Annotated in this window: 15 protein-coding genes; 9 read left to right on the top strand and 6 right to left on the bottom strand. The window is 41.0% G+C overall.

What is annotated here, in order from left to right; all coding sequences use genetic code 11:
- Window positions 1-20: 20 nt before the first annotated feature.
- From Xind_RS07440 to ghoS, 4 genes are all read left to right on the top strand, one after another.
- Window positions 21-1,103, top strand: a complete 1,083-nt coding sequence (locus tag Xind_RS07440; RefSeq protein WP_047682108.1) for a lytic murein transglycosylase — start codon at window positions 21-23, stop codon at window positions 1,101-1,103.
- Window positions 1,104-1,150: 47 nt separating this feature from the next.
- The gene (locus Xind_RS07435) at window positions 1,151-1,807 is read left to right on the top strand and encodes a fumarylacetoacetate hydrolase family protein (RefSeq protein ID WP_047682105.1); all 657 of its coding nucleotides are present in this window, start codon (window positions 1,151-1,153) and stop codon (window positions 1,805-1,807) included.
- Between the two features lie 18 nt (window positions 1,808-1,825).
- Window positions 1,826-2,263, top strand: a complete 438-nt coding sequence (locus tag Xind_RS07430; protein WP_231571429.1) for a YcgN family cysteine cluster protein — start codon at window positions 1,826-1,828, stop codon at window positions 2,261-2,263.
- 158 nt (window positions 2,264-2,421) lie between these two features.
- The gene (gene ghoS, locus Xind_RS07425; protein WP_038269242.1) at window positions 2,422-2,721 is read left to right on the top strand and encodes a type V toxin-antitoxin system endoribonuclease antitoxin GhoS; all 300 of its coding nucleotides are present in this window, start codon (window positions 2,422-2,424) and stop codon (window positions 2,719-2,721) included.
- A 482-nt stretch (window positions 2,722-3,203) separates the two neighbouring features.
- Here the strand turns inward: ghoS and Xind_RS07420 are convergent, their stop codons facing one another.
- Both Xind_RS07420 and Xind_RS07415 read right to left on the bottom strand, forming a co-directional pair.
- Window positions 3,204-3,638, bottom strand: a complete 435-nt coding sequence (locus Xind_RS07420; protein WP_187649770.1) for an META domain-containing protein — start codon at window positions 3,636-3,638, stop codon at window positions 3,204-3,206.
- Between the two features lie 23 nt (window positions 3,639-3,661).
- Window positions 3,662-4,657 carry a 2-hydroxyacid dehydrogenase gene (locus Xind_RS07415; protein ID WP_047682257.1) on the bottom strand — a complete coding sequence of 332 codons (996 nt, stop codon included), beginning with the start codon at window positions 4,655-4,657 and terminating at the stop codon, window positions 3,662-3,664.
- A 321-nt stretch (window positions 4,658-4,978) separates the two neighbouring features.
- Between Xind_RS07415 and Xind_RS07410 the strand changes: the two genes are divergently transcribed.
- The 4 genes from Xind_RS07410 (at window position 4,979) to Xind_RS07395 (ending at window position 8,527) form a co-directional block, all read left to right on the top strand.
- Entirely contained in the window at window positions 4,979-7,420 is a 2,442-nt protein-coding gene (locus Xind_RS07410; RefSeq protein WP_246432489.1) for a YdbH family protein, read from the top strand.
- 174 nt (window positions 7,421-7,594) lie between these two features.
- Window positions 7,595-7,906 carry a GXWXG domain-containing protein gene (locus Xind_RS07405; RefSeq protein WP_187649768.1) on the top strand — a complete coding sequence of 104 codons (312 nt, stop codon included), beginning with the start codon at window positions 7,595-7,597 and terminating at the stop codon, window positions 7,904-7,906.
- Between the two features lie 124 nt (window positions 7,907-8,030).
- Window positions 8,031-8,195, top strand: a complete 165-nt coding sequence (locus Xind_RS07400; RefSeq protein WP_231571425.1) for a YnbE family lipoprotein — start codon at window positions 8,031-8,033, stop codon at window positions 8,193-8,195.
- 11 nt (window positions 8,196-8,206) lie between these two features.
- Window positions 8,207-8,527, top strand: a complete 321-nt coding sequence (locus Xind_RS07395) for a YdbL family probable chaperone protein (protein WP_047682090.1) — start codon at window positions 8,207-8,209, stop codon at window positions 8,525-8,527.
- Between the two features lie 35 nt (window positions 8,528-8,562).
- Here the strand turns inward: Xind_RS07395 and Xind_RS07390 are convergent, their stop codons facing one another.
- Window positions 8,563-9,201 (bottom strand): FMN-dependent NADH-azoreductase, encoded by a 639-nt coding sequence (locus tag Xind_RS07390; protein WP_047682088.1) that lies wholly within the window; start codon window positions 9,199-9,201, stop codon window positions 8,563-8,565.
- 241 nt (window positions 9,202-9,442) lie between these two features.
- On the opposite strand from Xind_RS07390, the gene hrpA reads away from it, so the two are divergent.
- Entirely contained in the window at window positions 9,443-13,348 is a 3,906-nt protein-coding gene (hrpA, locus tag Xind_RS07385) for an ATP-dependent RNA helicase HrpA (protein WP_420856064.1), read from the top strand.
- A 61-nt stretch (window positions 13,349-13,409) separates the two neighbouring features.
- Here the strand turns inward: hrpA and Xind_RS07380 are convergent, their stop codons facing one another.
- From Xind_RS07380 to Xind_RS07370, 3 genes are read right to left on the bottom strand one after another with little or no spacing between them, the layout of a single operon-like run.
- Entirely contained in the window at window positions 13,410-14,435 is a 1,026-nt protein-coding gene (locus Xind_RS07380; protein ID WP_187649767.1) for a fimbrial protein, read from the bottom strand.
- A gap of 49 nt (window positions 14,436-14,484) precedes the next feature.
- A complete protein-coding gene (locus Xind_RS07375) occupies window positions 14,485-17,025 on the bottom strand; it encodes a fimbria/pilus outer membrane usher protein (protein WP_187649766.1) in 2,541 nt (846 codons plus the stop codon).
- A 40-nt stretch (window positions 17,026-17,065) separates the two neighbouring features.
- Window positions 17,066-17,752 (bottom strand): fimbrial biogenesis chaperone, encoded by a 687-nt coding sequence (locus Xind_RS07370; RefSeq protein WP_052189556.1) that lies wholly within the window; start codon window positions 17,750-17,752, stop codon window positions 17,066-17,068.
- Window positions 17,753-17,862 lie beyond the last annotated feature (110 nt).

Here is a 17,862-nt window from a genome sequence, read left to right as displayed (position 1 = left end):
TGAATTAAGAGGAGAGGTTCATGAAATTAACCATCAATGTACCTTTATTGAGTGTAATATTGCTGACTGGATGTGCTTCACCCGATGGAAGAATATTGCAGAATTCAGGGTCAACAGTTTTATTACAAATGCAGGTCAAAACGCTGGATCAACAATTCCCACTTGCTTCCCGTGAACCCTCTCAGTTTCCTGCTTATGTGGCTTTGTTAAAACAACAAGCACGAAAGCAAGGCTTCAGTGAGAAGACGTTGACGCGTGCATTTGCCGATGTTCATTTTATTCCACGAGTTATTAAATCGGATCGCAATCAGCCAGAGAAAAAAGTGACTCTGGATGAATATCTAAAGCGTGTTCTGCCGGAATGGAAAATAAAGCAGGGTGTTGAGCAATATCAAAAAAATCTCCCTGAATTAGAGAAAATCAGTCGTAAATATGGCATCCCGAAATCCTATATCGTTGCCTTGTGGGGGCTGGAGAGTGGTTTTGGCCGTATTCAGGGCAAGGAAGATATTGTATCAGCACTGTCCACACTGGCCTTTGAAGGTCGTCGGGAAATTTTTTTTATAAAACAACTCATAGCGGCTCTTAATATCATAGAAAATAAATATATTGATGGTGATCAGACATTAAAAGGCTCCTGGGCAGGTGCGATGGGACAAAGTCAGTTCATGCCGACTTCCTATTTGACTTATGCTGCTGATGGCAATGATGATGGAAAAATTGATATCTGGAACAATAAGGAAGATGTTTTTGCCTCTACGGCTAATTATCTGCGTAAAGAGGGATGGCGGGAAGGGTTACCGTGGGGATACACCGTTTCATTACCGGATAATTTCGATAAAACTTTAGAAGGAATTAAAGTAAAGCAGGGCAAAACTATTTCACAATGGCAAGCATTAGGTGTTTTTTCCTCTGAGTTTGCACACTTACCTAATAAAACAAAAGGTTGGATTATAATCACTGACGGAGCTGAACCGAGGGCGTTTTGGGTGACGCAAAATTTCCGTACCATTATGCATTGGAATCGCTCTTACTATTTTGCTCTCAGTGTTAGTATGATGGCTGATGGTATCGAACAGAGAATTCATCACCTTACTGATTAAGTTTCATATCTTGAAAAATTAGTTGATAACAGCTAAGGAAGAATACTATGTACCAGCATAAAGACTGGCAAGGGGTATTGCTGAATTTTCCTGCTAATAAGGTCGTTTGTGTCGGTAGTAATTATGACAAACATATCAAAGAGATGGGCTCAGACATATTGGAAGAGCCGGTGATATTCATAAAACCTGAAACAGCTCTTTATGATTTGTGTCAGCCCATATCGATTCCAGAGAAACTGGGTGCTGTACACCATGAAGTTGAATTGGCGGTTTTAATCGGTTCGACGCTTAAAAATGCCAACGAAGAGCGGGTCAGTCAGGCGATTGCAGGTTTTGCTGTCGCGTTGGATCTGACGTTGCGTGATTTGCAGCGTGAATTTAAACAGTCAGGCCAGCCTTGGGAAAAGAGTAAAGCATTTGATGGTGCATGCCCGATTTCGGGCTTTATTCCTGTTAATGCTTTTGAGGATCCACAAAATATCCAGCTTTCTCTGGCAGTAAATGGTGAATTACGTCAAAACGGCAATACGTGTGACATGCGAATGCCAATCATTCCATTGATTAGCTATATGTCACGATTTTTTACTCTTCGCCCTGGTGACATTATCCTGACGGGGACACCTGAAGGCGTAGGGGAGTTGAAATCTGGTGATGTTCTGAACGTCTCTCTTAATGAGCATGTTTTAACAACCAGAGTGATTTAGTAATGAGGAATGACAGAAATTATGTCTCAACCTTTCTGGCAGGTGAAGACCCTGGAACAAATGACTGATCAAGAGTGGGAAACACTGTGTGATGGTTGTGGTCAGTGCTGTTTGCATAAGTTAATGGATGAAGATACTGACGAAATTTATTTCACTAATGTCGCCTGTAATCAACTGAATATCAAAACCTGTCAATGCAAAAATTATGAAGATCGTTTCAGTTATGAAGCTGATTGTATCAAATTGACCCGTGAAAATATGGTGACATTTGCATGGCTACCGAAAACGTGCGCTTACCGTCTGATTGAAGAAGGAAAAAATCTTCTGCCCTGGCATCCGTTAGTCAGCGGTTCAAAGTCAGCCATGCACGCAGAGCGTATTTCTGTCAGGCATATTGCTGTGCGTGAATCCGATGTCGTGGACTGGGAAGATCATATTTTAAATAGGCCTGAATAACCATTTTATCCATTGATATAAACTGTTTTTTATATCAATGGATATCTCCAGTTCTTAAATTGTCATTAATGCCGGATTTTCTTCTCGTTTTTCCCACTTTTATCAGTGAAGAAAAACTGATAATTTGTCTATTCGGCAGTCAAGACAAGGAAAGATAAATGGCAAGTTATTTAATTCGTGTGGAACTGTATGGCACGGGATCTACAGGATATGAAAAGCTGTATAAGAGAATGACAGCAAATAAGTTTAGTAGATCTATACGTTTTCCTAATGGAAAATGGCATCGTCTTCCAAGTGGAACTTATGTTGGCAATTCTTCATTAGGGTCCCTTCAACTGGCAGAAAAAATCAAATCCATTGCCAAGTCTTACTCAAGCAAAGAACCATCTATATTTGTCTGTACTTACAGTAACTGGAGTGCAGCCTTATACCCTGACAAGGAGCATCCTGAAAATTAATTGCTCAGATATATAAAAACATGATGGCCTAAATAGTAAATTTATTTGGATAAAACTCCTTGTGTTTCAGATTATTCTGCAAGTAATAAATAATGGAATGATATTTGGAATCATTGAATAAATATATAGGAAAAGGTTGGTAAAGTCTTAGTATGAAATAGTTAAAATTTTGTCTATGTGTTGCTGCCACTATTTTATTTGATAATAAGAGTTATTTGATAATAAGGGAGTCAGAAAAATGAACAGTAACGGGATGTGTTATATGAAGTTTTTAGGATTCTGGGTTGCTGTAACATTAACGATTGGGATTTTATTGTCATAAAAATAGCCAACACCAGAATAACTAATCGTACTTCAGGAGCATGAGGGATTAGCTGGTTTCTCTCCGAAAGGTATAGAGATAGATTACCCGACAGCACCCGGGTAATCTTGATTAGACTAAGCATGTGGAACAAAAAGTAAAATAGCTTTAATTAATTGGATTATCGAACAGGTTTCTTCAAAGTATAAACCAGCTTGTTTCTTTTATTCGTCAACATTAATTGCTTGTCTTTTAAACTCACACTTGCACCTTGGGTCAGAATATCAACCATGACCTGATCCCATTTATTGAGTTTTTCATTGACACAGAATATCTGAGAACTGCTTAATTTACTTACTGTTAAAACATCATCCTTTAATTTTCCCACCCCCATAAAGTTGTTACACATTGTCCCGGAAACAAACATTTTATCACCAAACGTAATGGACAATTTTGTATCTTCTTTATTGGAGACATCCTCACCATTTACACTAACCAAAGCAAAATTACGGTGTCGTAAATCTTTAGCAGTAATATTTCCTGTGGCACTAACCCCCGTAGATTGACATGCTGTAAGTAGCAAGGTGGCGACCGTTAATAGAATCGCTCTGTTCATTTGATCTCCTGATATTTATTACTTCATCCAACAAGATTCGGGCAGGGTTCACCAGAAGTGAGTTGTTGGATATTTTGTAACGTTGTTTCACTGATACTGGTTAATGCTTCTTCTGTCAAAAATGCCTGATGGCCTGTGAATAAGACATTATGGCAGGAAGACAAACGACGAAAAATATCATCTTGAATAACGTCGTTTGATTTATCTTCAAAGAATAAATCGCGCTCGTTTTCATATACGTCCATCCCCAATGCCCCGATTTTTTGCTGTTTTAATGCGTTGATAGCGGCAATAGAATCAATTAAGGCACCCCGGCTGGTGTTGATGATCATTACACCATCTTTCATTTTACTGAACGCTGTTTCATCCAGTAAGTGATGATTTTCAGGTGTCATTGGACAGTGTAGTGAAATCACGTCAGATTCAGCATACAAAGTCTCTAAATCCACATATTTCACACCAAGGTCTAACGCTTCCTGATTTGGATAGGGGTCATGTGCCAATAAATGCATACCAAAGCCTTTTAGGATCCTTAAGGTTGCAAGACCGATTTTTCCAGTACCGATAATACCTGCGGTACGGTGATACATGTTGAAGCCTGTCAGCCCTTCGAGAGAGAAATTGGCATCTCGGGTGCGTTGATAGGCGCGGTGGATACGCCTATTCAGACATAGCATCAACCCGACGGTATGTTCGGCAACGGATTCCGGTGAATAAGCCGGAACACGAACAACGTTGATACCCAGTTCTTTGGCAGCATCCAGATCGACATTATTGAAACCAGCACAACGTAATGCCAGGATTTTAATGTTCATTTCTGCCAGCTCTTCCAGGACCTCGCGCCCACCATCATCATTAACGAAAATACAAACAGCATCTGCACCAACGGCATTTTTCGCGGTTTGTAGGCTGAGGGGAAAGTCAAAGAACTCAATATGGTAATCAAGGCCAAGTTTTTGGTTGAGTAACTCAAAGTGTTTACGATCGTATTGTTTTGTACTGTAAACGACTAATTTCATCATATTATCTCCGCCATATATTGACTGTGTGATTCTTAATTTCATTCGAGCTACTCGTTGAATTCACTTTGCTATGTGTTAACTATTTATGTCTGCTAAACACAAATGTTAACTGCTGGCAATAATGGCATCTGCTGAGATAGGTTTTTAGCGCTATCTCTCGCTATACTCGAACAAAGCACTTGTTAAGCTATGATACCTAACCTGTATAATAAACCGACTTACTAGTCTGATATGAGACTATCATAACAGGAAGTTGTGTTCAGGTTGAAAAGAAGAGTTCAAGAACAGATGACCAGGATATTAAAAGTGTTCGCAGTGATGATAATACTGCTGGTGTTATCAGTGTTGATTGGTTGGTTCACACTTCCGCGTTGGCTGCCACTGATTGCCAGTCATTGGTTACCACAGGGGATGACTCTTTCGTTAACTCAACCAACGTTGGAAAAGAATATATTATTTATTAATCAGTTATCGTTGAAGATACAAGAATGTGAATTGCTCAAGATATCCGGTTTGTCTGCCGGATACTCGCATAATGAGCAGGGCGCAGAGCGCTATTGGGATATACATATTGCTGAAGTTTATAGTCAGAGCCCATGTTTATCACAACTACCCGCGACAAAGACACAGTCTGCGCCACTATCTATATCTGTTAATGAAATATTGTCTTCTATTCCGGCGATGAAATTGGTCATTGATCATTTTGTTCCTGCACCATGGCAGGAATTTGCCGGAAAGCTCAAATTCGACTCATCACTTCAGGGACATCGGATAGCCGTGCAGTTACCTGTCAGCCAGTATTCTGAACCTTTGCTGATCGCGTTGGAATGGCAAGGGCAGAATGGGAAATTCACAGTTACCCAACTCAATGTACATGAGAAAAATGAACCACAGATATGGGCTGAATTGCCATGGTCATTCAATCAATCTCAATTTGTGATCCGCAATGGTAAATGGCGTTGGATCACTGAGGCACAACCGTTATCCGGCGGAGTGAATCTTACCCTCGAACAGTGGAAGAAAGGATTTAATGGTATGAAGGTGAGCGGGAGAATGAATCTGCTCACTCAGAATAAATTTGGTAAGGGGAATGTTGTTCTTTCCATAAAACCGACACCAATCAGCTTAACGAATGCTCATATTCCTCTTCAGTTAACCGGGCAAATGAACAGAGGGAAAATGATCATGACGATGTCGTTACCGGCAATTGTTACAGGTTCACTGGCTACACCTAAAATTATATTCCAGCCCGGATCACTATTCCGGATCTGGGGAAAAGTCAGTGAAAATTTTACTGTTAAGGAAGCCCGTTTACCTTTGGCTGGTGCTTATTTAAGCCGTAATGGTTTCACTGGCCGCTTACAGGCGATAGTCACAGCAAAAGAGAGTGATTGGGGAACTTTCAGGCTGCATTTTGATGGTTATGCCGAAGATTTTATACCCGATAATGGAAACTGGAATTGGCACTATTGGGGAAATGGGGATTTACCGCCACTAAAGGCGAAATGGGATATTTCAGGTAAAGGAAGCTGGAAACAATCACAGATAACCGTAAATGCACTAAATACAGGGTTTGATACTATCGACTATGGCCTTGTACAGATGAAGGCTCCGCGTTTACAGTTGATGAAACCGTTGGTATGGGAACGTTCGGCCACTAAATCTGCATTGATGGGAGATCTGCAATTTTCGACGTTGAGAACGGATTTTCGTTCCGGTGGTTTTTTGCCTCCTGTTGAATTCCGGGTAACCTTGACTGGCCAATCACCCCATAATTTTAGGCTAAACGGTCAATTGCACGGAAAGGGGATTGGGCCAATTCCCGTTAATGGCCGTTGGGATGGTACGAGGTTAAGGGGAGAAGCACGTTGGCCGAAACAATCTTTGCTGGCGTTTCAAACTTTGATCCCTGCTGATTTAGGGATCACTGTGCGTGGTGGGAATATCTATGCACAAGCGGCATTTTCGGCGGCCAGAGGGCAAGGATTACGTGCCGGAGGGCACTGGGTAGTAAAAAATGCGGCTATGTGGCTGAGGAATGGAAACGTTGATGGGGTGGACTTTGTGTTACCGTGGCGTTTACAGGAACACACTTGGCAATTAGGTGTAACGTCATCTGTTAAGCTCAGGATAAAGGCTGTTAAGGGGGTGTTTGATATGGGTAACGTATCAGCGGATTTACAAGGTTTCTATCCTCCGACTGAAATACAGCCGCTAACCTTGTCTAATGTGAATATTGATATGTTGGATGGCAAGCTTAGGTTAAATAAGTTGCAACTGCCCCAAAAACAGGCCGCTGTATTGAACTTTAACAAGTTGAGTGTGAGTAAATTATTCGACGTATTAAAAGTTAAACAACTTGCCATGTCAGGGAAAATTAGCGGTGAATTGCCAGTGCTATTAAATGATAAACAGTGGATTATTCAGCAAGGATGGGTAGCCAACGATGGCGATCTGACATTAAGACTGGACAAGGACACGGTTGATTCTATAGGGAAAAATGACTTAACTGCGGGTTTGGCGATGGATTGGTTGCGTTATTTAGAAATTAGTCGTTCTAAGGCATATGTGACACTTGATAACCTGGGTATTTTGCTACTGCAATCAGAAATCAGTGGGGTTAATCCAGTTGTGGATAAAAAACGAGAAGTCAGACTTAATTATCGCCATGAAGAGAATATATTCCAGTTATGGCGCAGTCTGCGCTTTGGCAGTAATCTGGAAGAATGGTTAGAAAAAAATATATTTGTAGGTAGTTAACATTATTCATTTATTAAACCTCTAAACCAAACACTCGGTTATTGAACAAATCAATGACCGAGAAGACGATGATGAGAATATTAGGGATCTTTAATTGATGGAACCGCCTGATTTTATGAGCAACGGAATGATGACTATGATCAGTTAAAACTCCTTTTACTCATGAGGTTAAATATGAACATCAAACAGATTTTCGATGAACTCCGTTCCAGAGAAAAAATTGAAGATGCAAACGAATTGCTTCATTTTTTTGATTCACTCCCTGTGGTGCGAATTGATGAAATATTAAGCAAATGGAAAGGTGGAGACTTCAACACAGGCCACTGGGGTCATGGATCCTTGATCAAAATGAATTGGTTTGATAAATGGTTTAAAAGCAAATTCGATGCAATTCCGCTGGTTTGTTTTAATGATGATGGGAAATACTATTATTTCTATCTTGAGAGACTATCCGACTTTCCGGTTGAATTCACTGAAGAGAAATAAAAAAATAAGTCGTTTCCATTTATTTTTGTAACCTCGTCAACAGACGGGGTTAACTGCTAATGTAAAACGGGAGTGATAAATGATAACCAAGAGTGGACTCAGATTTTCGATAGTTATTAGTGGTATGGTATTGCTCTGTTCAGGCCTGGCAGGGTGTATCAGGTTGGAAGTGGCAACTCCAGATAAACCTATCAATATCAATATGAATGTCAAAATTGAGCATGAAATTCATATCAAAGTTGATCGGCAGATTGAAGATATGCTCAAAAATAATTCTGATTTATTCTAAGGAGTGAGAATATGAAAAAAACGGGAGTAATACTTTTGTTAAGCCTGCTATTCAGCTCTTTTGCAATGGGTATGACGCTAAATGAAGCAAAACAGCAAGGTCTGGTAGGAGAAACATTTAGCGGTTATCTGGCAGCGGTCAAGCATTCTCAGGATGCACTATCCGTGGTCAGAAAAATCAATAGCGAGCGGGAAAAAAGATATGCTGAGATTGCCGCTCAGAACAATATGACAACGGATCAGGTGGCAAAAATAGCGGGTGAAAAATTAGTCAATCGTGCAGAGGCCGGGGAGTTTGTGCTTGGTATTAATGGTAATTGGGTGAAGAAATAAGCGCGCCATTGGTTTGTCTGACGCGCTAAGCCTGATTAAGCAACGATTTTTTCTGGTTGTTTCTTTGTCATTTTTTCGACTATCTCAGTTATCGCATCGCGGGCATTCTGATGTGCCTGATTTGCCAACTCTTCACCCATAGCCAGGCCTTCGGTAAACACAAATTCCACATCAGTAATACCAATAAATCCGAAGAAAACACTTAAGTATGGGGTTATCAAGTCGGATGGGCTGTTTTTATGAATACCACCACGGCTACTCAGCACAATGACACGTTTTCCTTGTAGCAAACCTTCTGGGCCTGTTTCGGTATAACGGAAAGTAACACCAGCACGCGCAATCAAATCGAAATAGGTTTTTAATTGAGTTGGAATAGAGAAGTTGTACATGGGGGCTGTAATTACAACAATATCATGCGCTTTTAATTCTGCGATTAGTTCATCTGATAAGGCTAATGCTGCTTTCTGGCGCTCTGTCAGCTCAGCACCATTTGGACGTAACGCACCAACTAATTCGCTATCCAATACTGGAAGCGGATTTGCAGCCAGATCACGTATGCTAATATGACTATTTGGATGATTGGCCTGCCACGCTTTGACAAAAGAGTCAGCCATTTTGTTGCTTTGTGAATTTTGCGCCATAATGCTGGATTTCAGAACCAGTACGTTGCTCATTTTTAATTCCTTCATAACACCAGTAACTAATGTATTGCCACTAATACATTGCCGATTGTTTCTATGTGTTAGCTATTTTAGTGAGGTTATCATTCAGACAATAGCTCAATATTTCGAGATTGGCGTTCAAAATTATTGAACAATAGATTTGTCAGCCGAATATGTAATAACATAACTAAAAGCGGTGTTAAGAAATAAAGACAGCGCGACTCAACTCAGAATGTCACAAGGATTTATCACAGTGGAATCACCTTTGACAGCACCCATTGCTGAATTATATGCCGAACTTGAGCACACACCGTTGCGCGATCAGTTCCGTTTAAAAAAACGGCTGCAAGGAGCAGCAAAAATAAAAAATCAAGCCTCCTTACAGGCTGTAGCGCAATCTATTACTGCGGATATTGTCGCAGCAAAACAAAAAGTTACCAATCGTCAAACTGCATGTCCTCCGATTAAATACCCTGAAAACCTGCCTGTCAGCCGGAAGAAAAACGATATCTATAAAGCAATCAGGGATAACCAGGTTGTCATCATTGCGGGGGAAACAGGCTCTGGTAAAACCACTCAGATCCCGAAAATATGTCTTGAATTGGGCAGAGGGGTTAAAGGGCTGATTGGTCACACACAGCCTCGTCGTTTAGCAGCTCGTTCGGTTGCCAGTTGTATTGCAGATGAACTGGAAATACCACTGGGTTCAATAGTGGGTTACAAAGTTCGCTTTAATGATCAGGTTAGCGACAATACGTTGGTCAAATTGATGACTGACGGTATTTTGCTGGCCGAATTGCAGCAGGATCGTTTGCTATTACAATACGATACGTTGATTATTGATGAAGCACATGAACGTAGTCTGAACATTGATTTTATATTAGGTTATCTGCGTCAGTTATTGCCGAAACGCCCTGATCTGAAAGTCATTATTACCTCCGCGACTATCGATCCTGAGCGATTCTCCCGCCATTTCAATAGTGCTCCGGTTATTGAAGTGTCAGGCCGTACTTATCCGGTGGAAGTCCGTTACCGTCCGATGGCAGGTGATGATAATGACAGTGATCGGGATCAGCTGGAAGCTATTATTGATGCGGTAAATGAGTTAAGCCGGGAAAGTTCTGGTGATATTTTGGTCTTTATGAGTGGAGAACGGGAAATCCGCGATACTGCGGATGCACTCAATAAACAGAATTTTTCACATACTGAAGTATTGCCGCTGTTTGCCCGTCTGTCCAATAGCGAGCAGAACCGGATCTTCCAACCACATGTTGGGCGGCGCATTATACTGGCAACTAACGTTGCAGAAACCTCATTGACTGTCCCTGGAATAAAATATGTCATTGATACCGGGTATGCACGTATTAGTCGTTATAGCTATCGGACTAAAGTTCAACGTTTGCCGATAGAGCCAATTTCACAAGCATCAGCGAATCAACGTAAAGGCCGCTGCGGTCGTGTTTCTGATGGGATCTGTATTCGACTCTATTCAGAAGAAGATTACTTATCCCGCCCGGAGTTTACCGATCCTGAAATTCTGCGTACCAATCTGGCATCGGTTATTTTGCAAATGACTTCGATTGGCTTAGGCGATGTCAGTGCTTTTCCATTTGTTGAAGCACCGGATAAACGTAATATCCAGGATGGTGTCCGTTTGTTGGAAGAACTTGGTGCCATTGATACGGAAACCTCATCTGGCGGGATTTACCGGCTGACACAAATAGGACGACAGCTTGCACAATTGCCTATCGATCCTCGTCTGGCTCGCATGGTATTGGAAGCAAGAGCTCATGGTTGTGTGCGAGAAGTGATGGTGATTACTTCAGCATTATCCATTCAGGATCCGCGGGAAAGGCCTCTGGAAAAACAGCAGGCTTCGGATGAAAAACATCGTCGTTTTGCCGATAAGGACTCTGACTTTATTGCTTTTCTAAAATTGTGGGATTTTCTGGCAGAACAGCAAAAAGCACTTTCCAGTTCCCAATTTCGCAAACTTTGTCGTCAGGATTACCTGAATTATCTGCGGGTCAGAGAGTGGCAGGATGTTTACACTCAGCTCCGGCAGGTCGTTAAAGAGATCGGTATTCCAGTCAATAGCCAGGAAGCGGATTATCGCAGCATTCATGTTGCGTTATTGACAGGGTTGTTATCTCACATAGGTCAGAAAGATGTGGAAAAACAGGAATATACTGGTGCCCGTAATGCCCGGTTCTCTGTATTTCCCGGCTCTGGATTATTTAAAAAACCGCCTAAGTGGGCGATGGTCGCTGAATTGGTAGAAACCAGTCGGCTTTGGGGACGTATTGCTGCGCGCATTGAACCGGAATGGATAGAGCCTCTGGCGGCGCATTTAATCAAACGTCACTATAGTGAACCGCACTGGCAGAAATCTCAAGGTGCGGTCATGGCATCGGAAAAAGTGACATTATATGGTTTACCGATTGTGACTGGTCGTTTGGTCAATTACAGCCAGATTGATCCGATGTTGTGCCGTGAATTGTTTATCCGCCATGCGCTGGTGGAAGGGGATTGGCAGACGCGTCATTCGTTCTTCCGTGCTAATCTCAAGTTACGTGAAGAAGTTGAAGAGCTGGAACATAAATCTCGTCGCCGGGATATTATGGTGGACGATGAGACTTTATTTAGTTTTTACGATCAACGTATTGGCAAAGACGTAGTTTCTTCCCGCCATTTCGATCGCTGGTGGACAACGGTAAGTAAAGATCAGCCGGAACTGCTCAATTTTGAAAAGAGCATGTTGATTAAAGGCGATGCCAATAAAATCAGTGCGTTGGATTATCCAAATTACTGGCATCAGGACAATTTGAAATTCCGCTTAACATATCAATTTGAACCGGGAACCGATGCGGATGGTGTCACTGTACATATTCCGTTACCGGTATTAAATCAGGTCAGGGATGAACGTTTTGACTGGCAAATTCCAGGAATTCGCCGTGAGTTGGTTGTGGCGTTGATTAAATCGCTGCCGAAGCCAACCCGGCGTAATTTTGTCCCCGCACCTAATTATGCGCAGGCATTTTTGGAGCGAGTAACGCAGCCACAGGCGACCTTGCTGGATAGTCTTGAGAAAGAACTTCGTCGCATGACAGGCGTGACGGTGTCACGTGATGAGTGGCAACCGGAGCAGGTTCCTGACCATTTGAAAATGACTTTCCGTATTATTGGTGAAAAAAATAAGACTCTGGCGGAAGGAAAAGATCTTTCGGTATTGAAGCTGAAACTGAAAGATAAAGTACAGGAAACACTTTCGGCGGTAGCAGATGATGGTATCGAACAAAGCGGGCTACATATCTGGAGCTTTGGTGATCTGCCTGAACGCTATGAGCAGAAACGTGGTGGTTATTCCGTGAAAGCATTTCCTGCGGTGGTAGATGAAAAAGACAGTATTGGTATTAAATTGTTTGAAACGGAATCTGAACAGCAAAATGCTATGTGGGAGGGAACTCGTCGATTACTGTTATTGAATATTCCCTCACCGATTAAATACCTGCACGAAAAGTTACCGAATAAATCCAAACTTGGTCTCTATTTCAACCCGTATGGAAAAGTGTTGGATTTGATTGATGACTGTATTTCCTGTGGTGTGGACAGATTAATTGCAGAAAATGGCGGGCCGACATGGAATGAACAGGCGTTTGCAAGTTTACAAAATAAAGTTCGCGCCGATTTGAATGACACAGTGGTTGAAATTGCCAAACAGGTAGAACAGATCTTGACGACGGTTTTTGCTATTAATAAGCGTTTGAAAGGGCGAGTCGATATCGCTCTGGCACTGGCTTTATCCGATATTAAAGAACAAATTTCCGGTTTGGTCTTTAAAGGATTTGTCACAGCCCACGGTTGGAAACGTCTGGCGGATGTTCTGCGTTATCTGAATGGTATCGAACGTCGGTTGGAAAAACTGGCGATTGATCCAAACAAGGATAGGGCACACATGAGCCGGATTGAAAATATCCAGCAACAATGGCAGCAGTGGTTAGCGAAACTTTCTGTCCAGCAGAAACAATTGCCAGAAGTGAAAGAAGTACGCTGGATGATCGAAGAACTGCGTATCAGCCTGTTTGCTCAGCAATTGGGTACAGCGTATCCGGTATCTGATAAGCGTATTTTGCAAGCAATGGAAAGTATTGCTGCATAATGTTTTTGGGGCTTAGCATTTTGATTGTTAAGGCGCTATAGCCCCATTTCTAACTTCTTATTTATTCGTAAGTCAACGTAATTGTTGTTGTTACATCCGCTTTTCCGGGTGTGATCCGAGGGTGAGTCTGAATGTAGCGTGCTTGCAATGGAAATGAAAAGTATGTGACGTATTCAGCATTTGCTTTAATCGGTTTACGTATCTCTAGTAGTTGATTATAAAACAAAATTTGCAGACCAATTCCCGTTGCTGTGACGTTGTCACTACCATAATCCAATGCCCAGATATTATTGATGCCACTTTTGGCCGGGCGTCCATCCAATATTATGTTGACTTTGGCGTTTGGATCACAGCTAAATTCTAAGCGGAAATCTTTTGTCCCTGCGGTACTATTGATACCACGAAACTCACTCGCTCTGATTTCTCCCATATTGACTAGCGTCGTTTTACGAGCGAGGGAACAACTCGGAGTCGGAGTAACAACACGTGTTTCTGCTAAATAAAAAGAATGAACAATACTGCCACTGCCGTACCCAAATCTGGCTCTGGTTAGGATCCGTCCTTCAATTATCCCTGAACCCGTAGTGGGTGCAATTTTGATTAATTGAACCGTCAAATACCCCCATGTTTGACCACAATAATATTTGTAGTCAGGCCACCGGGGAGGAGGAGAACAGGTGAATGGGGTAGTTGATTTTCGAGGAAACCAATCAATACCATAATTAGTCGGCCCCCAATTATTGATACGGATTCCAACACCCGGTACACCGGATTCATAAATTGCATCATTATTATAATGTGCAGGAGCAAAATCGGGTTTATCCCATGATGCAGGAACTAATCTATTGCAATAAACGACATGACCTTTTGTATCCAATTGATCTAAACGGATTTCCTTTATCGTTGTCCCAATAGGATGATTTTTGGGTATGATTATTTGAGAGCCAAAAGAGACTCGCGTTGTGCCAGAATGAAAACCCGGCGAATATCGACAATCATAGCTCTCATAATTGGCCTCGCTGGCAAAACTGCTCATCATGCCGATGATAAATATGTTCGCCAATAATAATTTTAAGCCATTAACCATAACTCGTTTCCATAATATGTAAGAATATCAAATAAATGCTCAATTTCTGTTATTCACAGGCGGCGTTCAGCATGTACAGGCCAGATTCTGGTGTTTTCTCCGGGAGCTGATAATCAACACGGCATTCTTGAGCATCTTTGTGGCCCCATTTCACCCATATCTGCCCAGACTTAGGAATTCCGCTGAGGTACGCTTGACCATCATTACTGACAATGGTGCTATTGGGTCCATCTGACTCATTTTTTTGCACTAATGTGGCTGTTGCTCCAAATGGGATCTCTTTGCCTTTGTGAGAAAGCATTAGTAACACACGATAACCAATGCGGGTCTGGAAATTAGCTAAAGTCAGTGCACCTTGGGTAGGGACGATAATTTGCGTACTGATATCGATATCAACGTTATCTCCCATTGAGTAAGTATCTAAAGAGATACGGTTTTTACGATAACTACTGGCATAAGGAACAATGGCATAACCTTTCCAGTCAGTTGCGATACCTGTGTAATTCTGAACCTTAACGCCTTTAGCACCATTGGCTCGCACTAACACTAATGTATCTCCCAATGATTGAGAGAAAGTGATGCCATAAGGATGAGCAACTATTCCACCATTTAAACCATAATTTAATTGTCTGGATTGCTTATCATAGTTATAACCCGCATTAAGCTGACCGTAAGCACCTTTGTATTCTGTGCTTATATTCCCACCAGTACTCCCGTTATGGTTAGTGTAGTTTTGCTGAAGACTATAAGTCAGATTGTTATCTTCCAGCGCTGTACCATTTAAGCTGATCTGATGAGATGTTTCTCTTTTTCTGCTATTGGTCAGGCTATAACTTGCCCAACTATTTTTCAGCCAACGCTCAAGAGGAATTTGTATGTTGAGTGATAAAATCTGATCATTATGATTAGTGCTTGGTAGCTTGCTGTATGTGTAATTCAATGTGTAATTGATGGAATTGTGGCTGGTACTATAACCTGCACTGATATTTCTTTCATGACCTTTTTGTGACCAATAATTTTGTTGAAAAGCAGATAAATAAATACCGCCTAAGTCTCCTAAAGATTGATTGATATACAATTGCAGTTTACTGCGTTTATTGGGGGTGTAACTATTATTGCTGGTAATATTAAACTCATTGGCTTCTTTAAAATCATAAAAATCATGCGTTGAGTAACGATAGCCCGCTAAAGTGAAATTAGTACCTGTTTGGGTAAGATCTTTTGCATATTGAAACCGATATGATTGCCCAGATGAGTAAATATTTGGGTTGAGTTCTGACCTTGCGTGAGTCACATCAAAAGAAAATGAACCCCAATCAGAGAGACTATAACCTGTGCCCAATGCAATAGAATGATATTTTTTTGAGAGAATTGTTCCACCATATACAGTGATATTATTGGAAACCCCGTAAGTGACCGTACCTTGCATAAAGTATGGTTCTTTACCACGGTGAGTGGGTGAATGATATTTCCCGAATGTCAGAGAATGACGCAGACTATTTTCTCGTAACATAACAGGCACAGCCGAAAAAGGCTGTACAGAACGATGCTCTTTCCCGTCAGCTTCTTTGACAATAACCTCTAAATTACCACTGGAAGTTGTTGGGTATAAGTCATTAATAATAAAAGGGCCGGGAGAAACATAAGTTTCGTAGATAATATAACCATTTTGCTTGATGGTTACTTGAGCATGACTTTGGGCAATTCCTCGTATTGTTGGTGCAAATCCTCTGAGACTATCAGGTAGCATATTGTCATCTGAAACTAATTGCATACCACGAAACTGAAACCCATCGAAAATGGGTGAAGGTGTATAACTGTCACCAAATATTAGTTGGCTTTTTAAGGAATGAATATCACGTTGCAGGTAAGTGCTCAGACTTTGCCACTTATTGTTTTGGCTGCTGTAAGTGGAATAATTTCGTAAACGCCAGGCATCCCAGTTAGCACCACTTCTGAGGTTGAGAAAGTTATTGCGGGTTGATCCGGGCTGACCATCCAGCCAGTTAATTGAGCCACTATAGCTATAATTAACTTGTAAAGACGTTAATCCTTGTTGCCACAGATGAGAAGGAACATAATCTCTCGCCTTATTAAGCAGAACTGCCTGGGGGATGCTGATATCCAACCGTTGCTTGTTGAAATCGAAAGAAGATGATGCAGCAGAAATATACTGACCAATATCTGTAATTTCAGTTTCTGGTGGTAAAGCCGACAAAGATGGGAATAAATCAATATCTACGCCCATCTCTTTGAATTGTTTAAGTCTAATTTTGGGTGATAACTTATTATTTACGATAACGAAATCAACATTTCCAGTATCTATCTTTTCGCGATTCAGATAAATATCAACCCAATAGCGGCCCGGTGGTTGTTGATCATCTTGAATGAAAATCGATAGATCAATATCTTCCGGGAGACCAGAGAGGCTCTCCAGCGCATTGATATTGAAATATTCTTCGCTATAAACCTCATTGGAAACCAAAAGCCATATAGTTGCTAATGCACATAAAAACACCTTAATTGGTTTAATAAATAACACCAAATTATCAGAAATATTATATTGAAGATAATGACCGCTGTTATCCATAATCATTTTCTAATCTTGATAGATTGTATGAAAGTTATGCTCAAAATGTATATTTTTCTTCTGGCGTTACCCCACCAAAATCGTTGATGGTTTTCCAGGAAACATGATTGATATTCTTAATAGGAATATCCCAGCTTAACTGACCAAAAGGAGTGATCATGCCAGCAGGTTGTATTTCATGGCTTTTTGAACTATTTCCAATACTTAAATAAGAAAACGAAACATAGTATGGTGTCGGGTTTTTGGCTGTCAGTTGACGGCCATCAACTTTGAACTTCAGTGCCTTATAAGCAATACTTGCGTTGTCGGCTAAATCAGCAGGGCGATGAAATAGCTTAAATCTTGATTTTACTGTGATTTGTAACTGATTTTGTTCAGATTTTACTATTGCGGGAATAGATTTAATATTGAGCCAGAAAAGAGATTCTCTGTCGTTGGGTAAATTATCTCCGGTTTTTACAATTCGTAATACAGTTTCATTTCCTGCCGTTAATTTAAAGAGTGGGGGAGTGATAATGAAAGGTACTTTAGTTTCATCATTTTCTCCCTGAACCCATGATTGAATAAGATAAGAAACATCTGTTTCTGGATTACTGATAGAAATTGAAGCTTCTTTTCGATCACTGTTATAGACAACACGAGTGCCACCAATAACGACACCAGCAAAAGAAACATTAGCGCTGAATATGTAGATGATAATAAGAATCAAAATACGAAAGTATTTCAAAATAGATACTCCGGGTAATATTATTTTTTATGGTTATATATTAATCCCACTATTACCACTCACTGGTTATAGTAAATGGCAATAGTGTTTTTATCAGGTATTCTTGCTAT

It is taken from the genome of Xenorhabdus indica, assembly GCF_014467235.1.
GTDB classification, from domain to species: domain Bacteria; phylum Pseudomonadota; class Gammaproteobacteria; order Enterobacterales; family Enterobacteriaceae; genus Xenorhabdus; species Xenorhabdus indica.
Note: the sequence above shows the minus strand (reverse complement) of the source record. Positions and strands in the feature narration are given on the sequence as shown.

Excerpts from the sequence above, each read along its gene's own strand:
- Xind_RS07390 (WP_047682088.1), bottom strand. The coding sequence starts at position 9,201 with ATGAGCAACGTACTGGTTCTGAAATCCAGCATTATGGCGCAAAATTCA.
- Xind_RS07435 (WP_047682105.1), top strand. The coding sequence starts at position 1,151 with ATGTACCAGCATAAAGACTGGCAAGGGGTATTGCTGAATTTTCCTGCT.
- Xind_RS07375 (WP_187649766.1), bottom strand. The coding sequence starts at position 17,025 with ATGGATAACAGCGGTCATTATCTTCAATATAATATTTCTGATAATTTG.
- ghoS (WP_038269242.1), top strand. The coding sequence starts at position 2,422 with ATGGCAAGTTATTTAATTCGTGTGGAACTGTATGGCACGGGATCTACA.
- Xind_RS07405 (WP_187649768.1), top strand. The coding sequence starts at position 7,595 with ATGAACATCAAACAGATTTTCGATGAACTCCGTTCCAGAGAAAAAATT.
- Xind_RS07415 (WP_047682257.1), bottom strand. The coding sequence starts at position 4,657 with ATGAAATTAGTCGTTTACAGTACAAAACAATACGATCGTAAACACTTT.
- Xind_RS07380 (WP_187649767.1), bottom strand. The coding sequence starts at position 14,435 with ATGGTTAATGGCTTAAAATTATTATTGGCGAACATATTTATCATCGGC.
- Xind_RS07395 (WP_047682090.1), top strand. The coding sequence starts at position 8,207 with ATGAAAAAAACGGGAGTAATACTTTTGTTAAGCCTGCTATTCAGCTCT.
- Xind_RS07410 (WP_246432489.1), top strand. The coding sequence starts at position 4,979 with ATGATAATACTGCTGGTGTTATCAGTGTTGATTGGTTGGTTCACACTT.
- Xind_RS07400 (WP_231571425.1), top strand. The coding sequence starts at position 8,031 with ATGGTATTGCTCTGTTCAGGCCTGGCAGGGTGTATCAGGTTGGAAGTG.
- Xind_RS07440 (WP_047682108.1), top strand. The coding sequence starts at position 21 with ATGAAATTAACCATCAATGTACCTTTATTGAGTGTAATATTGCTGACT.
- Xind_RS07420 (WP_187649770.1), bottom strand. The coding sequence starts at position 3,638 with ATGAACAGAGCGATTCTATTAACGGTCGCCACCTTGCTACTTACAGCA.